This is a genomic window from Kitasatospora sp. NPDC059803 (assembly GCF_042732255.1).
Classification (GTDB): Bacteria; Actinomycetota; Actinomycetes; order Streptomycetales; family Streptomycetaceae; genus Kitasatospora.
On record NZ_JBHWIJ010000463.1, the window covers coordinates 1 to 4,175 of the forward strand.

Consider the following 4,175-nt stretch of genomic DNA (forward strand, 5'->3'; position numbering starts at 1 on the left):
GACCCCACCCGCGCGCCCTTCGCCGCGGCGTCGGCGGCCGCCCTGGCGTTGCCGCCAGCGCTCTTGGCCGCGTCCGATGCTTCGCCCGCGGCCGTTGAGGCATCGCCCGCGCGGTTCGCGGCGTCCGCCGCGCGCTGGGCGTCCCTGGCCGCGTCGCGTGCCTCCTCGGCACGCTGGCGGGCCTCGGCGGCCTTGCCAGCGTCAGAGGCGGCTGCACTCGCCGCCCTGCGGGCGTTGGACGCGGCCAGAGCGGCACCGGACGCGGCGCTGGCGGCCTGGGCCGCGGCGCTGGCGGCGATGCGGGAGGCCTGGTTGGCGGCGCTGGCAGCGGAGACCGCCTGCTGGGAGGCTGCCGCGGCACCCTGAGCCGCGTCCGCCGCCCGGCCCGAGGCTTCCGCCGCCCGGGTCAGGTCCTTGCCTGCCTGCTCGGTCTCCTTGGCCGCGTCCTCCGCATTCGTCTTGGCCTGCTGGGATTCGTCGACCGCGCGCGATGACGCGTTCTTGGCGGCATTCTTCGCCGCCTCGGCCTGGGCGCCGGCCAGTTCGGCCTGGTCAGCGAGCTGCGATATGGTGGCGCGTTCCTGGTCTCGGGCACGGGCCACGAACTGACCCACCTCCAGGAACTCGATGATGTCGGAAGGCGTGCCGCGCAGGGCGATCTTGGCGGCCTCCTTCGTCGCCGGGCCTCCGGCGGCGAGGAGCTGCCAGACCCGGACGCGGTTGTCGGTCTCCTGGGCGTCGTACCGGCCCTTTTCGAGGTACTTCTTCACGTCCTCGGGGGCGCCCTTGAGGGCTGCGGTGGCCTGCTCACTGACGCTCACCCCGCCGGTGGCGACGAGCTGGTAGGCCTCGACCCGCCGGTCCTGCTCCAGGGGGGCCTTCCAGCCGTCCCGGAGGAACGCACGCACGTCTTCCTGGGAGCCCTTCAGCGCCTTGGTGGCAGCCTCGCGCACACCGGCCCCGCCGAGCGCGAGCATCCGGTAAACGTCGATGCGGTCGTCCTGGTACTCCGCACGGTCCTTGTCGGTCCCGAGGAAGCGCTTGACATCCTCGTCCGAGCCGGTCAGCGCCGCCTCGGCGGCGGTCTTCACACCGGGGCCACCGGCCGCCCACAGCTCTAGAACGAGGCTGCGGTCCACCAGCGTCGGCTGAAACGAACCGGTGCCAGGCTCCGCCGCAAACACGGGTGTTGTGCCGAGCAGGCCAGCCGCGAGCGTGACGGGCAGCAGAAGGGTGAAGGCGCCGCGCAGTCCCGCTATCCGGCTCCTCACACCGCGGGTCCGTCCAGCGGTTCCCAGCGCTCTGGACGAGCGCGATGGGGGTTTCACAATCCATTCCTCTCAGGGGGGGGATGCGTCGTCACGCAACCGAAACACCCGAGGCTCTGGCACCTCAACGAAAGAGTGAGAGGAGACCTTCGTCACCACGGGATCCGGTCGCGGTAATGCATCGTCACCGCCTACCGGAAGGCCGATCTCGAATGATTCAGCAAGAGATCTTTTGGCAGGCGATTGCTGATATCTTACGCATGCTTTACTAGGTCATCACACATTCCGGCGCCCCCGAGCCATTGCTCTGATGCCACCTCAGAAATGAAGGACCCCGACCTTGCTGATATCCCGCTCCCGAAAGGCCCTCCTGGCCGGCGCCGTCGGCGCCCTGACCGCCGGCATCGGATTCGCCTCCCTCACTGCCGCCCAGGCCGCCCCGCAGCCCTCGGCCGCTACCCCCACTGTTTCAGCGGACGTCGCCATTCCCTCCGCCGTAGAGGACTTCCAGCACCCCGGAGCCGAACGCATCCTCAAGGACCGGAAGATCTCCCTCAAGCAGGGCGATGGACAGATCCGCCTGAAGGAGGGACCGGGCAACAGCATCCCGACCGACTGCCAGGCATCGAACGAGATCTTCGTCGAGACCCGCCTCGACAACGCCGGCTACTGCTTCACCGTCACCGGCAAAACCGGCTACCTCGCCATGGAGGTCCCCGACGTCTTCGGGATCCAGACCGTGGACCGCGCCGTCACCGCCCGCCTCATCGCCGCGGGTCAGGAGAAGAAGGTCGACGTCGCCCCGAACTCGGCCACTCCCGTCGGCGAGAGCCTGCCCGGTGGAAAGCGCTCCGTCCTCGTCGAGCTGCGCGTCACCGGCTGACCAGCGTCTGTTGCCCGACGCTGAAACAGCTCTGCCCGTGGTTGTGAATCCCAGGGCAGAGCCGTTTGAGCGGCACCCAACACAGCCATCTTCCTGCATCCCCAAGGATTGAACTCTTGTCTGGCACCACCACGCGCGCCTCCTGGAAGGCCTCGCTTCTCACCACCGCCGTCACCGCCGGAGCGCTCACCACGCTCTCCGCCTCCCCGGCCGGCGCCGTCCCCGGCGACCCGGCCGCCGGCGGCACGTACGCCTACACCGCCCGCCTGGCGATCGGCGACAGCGTGCGTGCCTGCACCGGCGCGCTGGTCGACCGGTACTGGGTGATCACCGCCGCGTCCTGCTTCGCCGACGACCCCGCGCAGCCGCAGGCCCTGGCCGCGGGCGCCCCCAAGTGGAAGACCACCGCGACCGTCGGTGACAAGACGGTCGACGTGGCCGAACTCGTGACCCGTCAGGACCGCGACCTGGTCATGGCACGCCTCGCAACCCCTGTCACCGGCGTCGCGACGCTGCCCGTCGCGACCACCGCGCCGACCGCCGGCGAGAACCTTCGGGTTCCCGGCTACGGCCGCACCAAGGACGAGTGGGTGCCGAACAAGCTCCACTCGGGCGCCTTCACCCTCGACACCGTCGCCGCAACCGCCATCGGCACCACCGGTACCGGCGGCGCGGCGATCTGCAAGGGCGACACCGGCGCCCCCGCGATCCGCGAGAAGAACGGCAGGGCCGAACTCGTCGCGGTCGCCTCCCGTTCCTGGCAGGGCGGCTGCCTCGGCGAGACCGAGACCCGTACCGGCGCCTCCTCCAGCCGCGTCGACGACCTCGCCGGCTGGGTCCAGCAGACCGTCTCCACGTGGGGCACCAAGGTCGACTACTCCTCCGCGGTCGTCAACTCCGTGTACAACCCGGACTCCAAGACCGCCGAGATCTTCGCCCTGGGCACCGACGGCGTCCTCGCCCACGCCTCCAACACCGAGGGCAAGGGCTGGAACAGCGGCTGGGAGGCCCTGGGGGACTGGCAGTTCACGGGTATCCCCGCCACGATATACAACCCCGCCACCAAGGCCATCGAACTGTTCGCCATCGGCAAGACCGGCGAACTCGGTCACAACTACTGGGACCCGGGCACCAGGAAGTGGGCCGGCTGGAGCGTCATTCCCAGCGCCCTCAAGCTCAAGGCCAACCCGGTCGCCGTGTTCAACCCCTCAAGCCAGACCGCCGAGGTGTTCACCTTGGACACGAACGGCTACATGACCCACTCGTACAGCACCAACGGCGCCCGCTGGGACGACGTCCGGGGCCTGGGCAGCTGGCAGTTCACCGGCACCCCCACCACCCTCTACAACCCCGCCACCGACGCCGTCGAACTCTTCGCCACCAGCAGCCGCAACGAACTCGGCCACCTCTACTGGGACAACAAGGCCAAGACCTGGAGCGACTGGGGCACCATCGGCGGCCAGGCCGTGACCGGCAGCCCCACCGCCGTCGTGAACCCGGCCAACAACAGCGCCGAGGTCTTCATCACCACCACCAACAACACGATGGCCCACAGCTACAGCCTCAACGGCGCCCGCTGGTCCGACATCACCACCATGGGCGGCTGGCAGTTCAACGGCACCCCCACCGCCGTCTACAACCCCGCCGCCAACTCCGTCGAACTCTTCGCCGTCCGCAACACCGGCGAACTCGGCCACAACTACTGGGACAACAAGACCAAGACCTGGGCCGACTGGAGCACCATCAGCGACTGGAAGTTCTCCGGCACCCCCTCCGCCACCTACAACGCCTACATCAACACCCTCGAACTCTTCGCCACCGGCACCAACGGCACCATGTCCCGCGCCACCTACAAGGACAACAACTGGCTCACCTGGGAGAGCATGCCCGGCTGGACCTTCGCCATCACCGGCTGACCCAAACCCACCGCACCAGCTGACCAGGCCGCGACGGCACGGTGCGCCCCTACAGGCCGCCCCCATCACAGGCGCACCCTCTGACAACGGCCAGGCATCGCGCGGGCG

Annotated in this window: 3 protein-coding genes; 2 read left to right on the top strand and 1 reads right to left on the bottom strand. The window is 69.4% G+C overall.

All coding sequences use genetic code 11. The annotated features are described in order from the left end of the window. The coding region (locus ACFV6I_RS38065; protein WP_380430714.1) for an ALF repeat-containing protein at window positions 1–1,271 on the bottom strand (1,271 nt) is incomplete at its 3' end. Between the two features lie 337 nt (window positions 1,272–1,608). Here ACFV6I_RS38065 and ACFV6I_RS38070 point away from each other — a divergent pair. Continuing rightward, window positions 1,609–2,151 (top strand): hypothetical protein, encoded by a 543-nt coding sequence (locus ACFV6I_RS38070; protein ID WP_380430717.1) that lies wholly within the window; start codon window positions 1,609–1,611, stop codon window positions 2,149–2,151. Between the two features lie 116 nt (window positions 2,152–2,267). Further along, window positions 2,268–4,067, top strand: a complete 1,800-nt coding sequence (locus tag ACFV6I_RS38075) for a trypsin-like serine protease (RefSeq protein ID WP_380430720.1) — start codon at window positions 2,268–2,270, stop codon at window positions 4,065–4,067. Window positions 4,068–4,175: the final 108 nt, after the last annotated feature.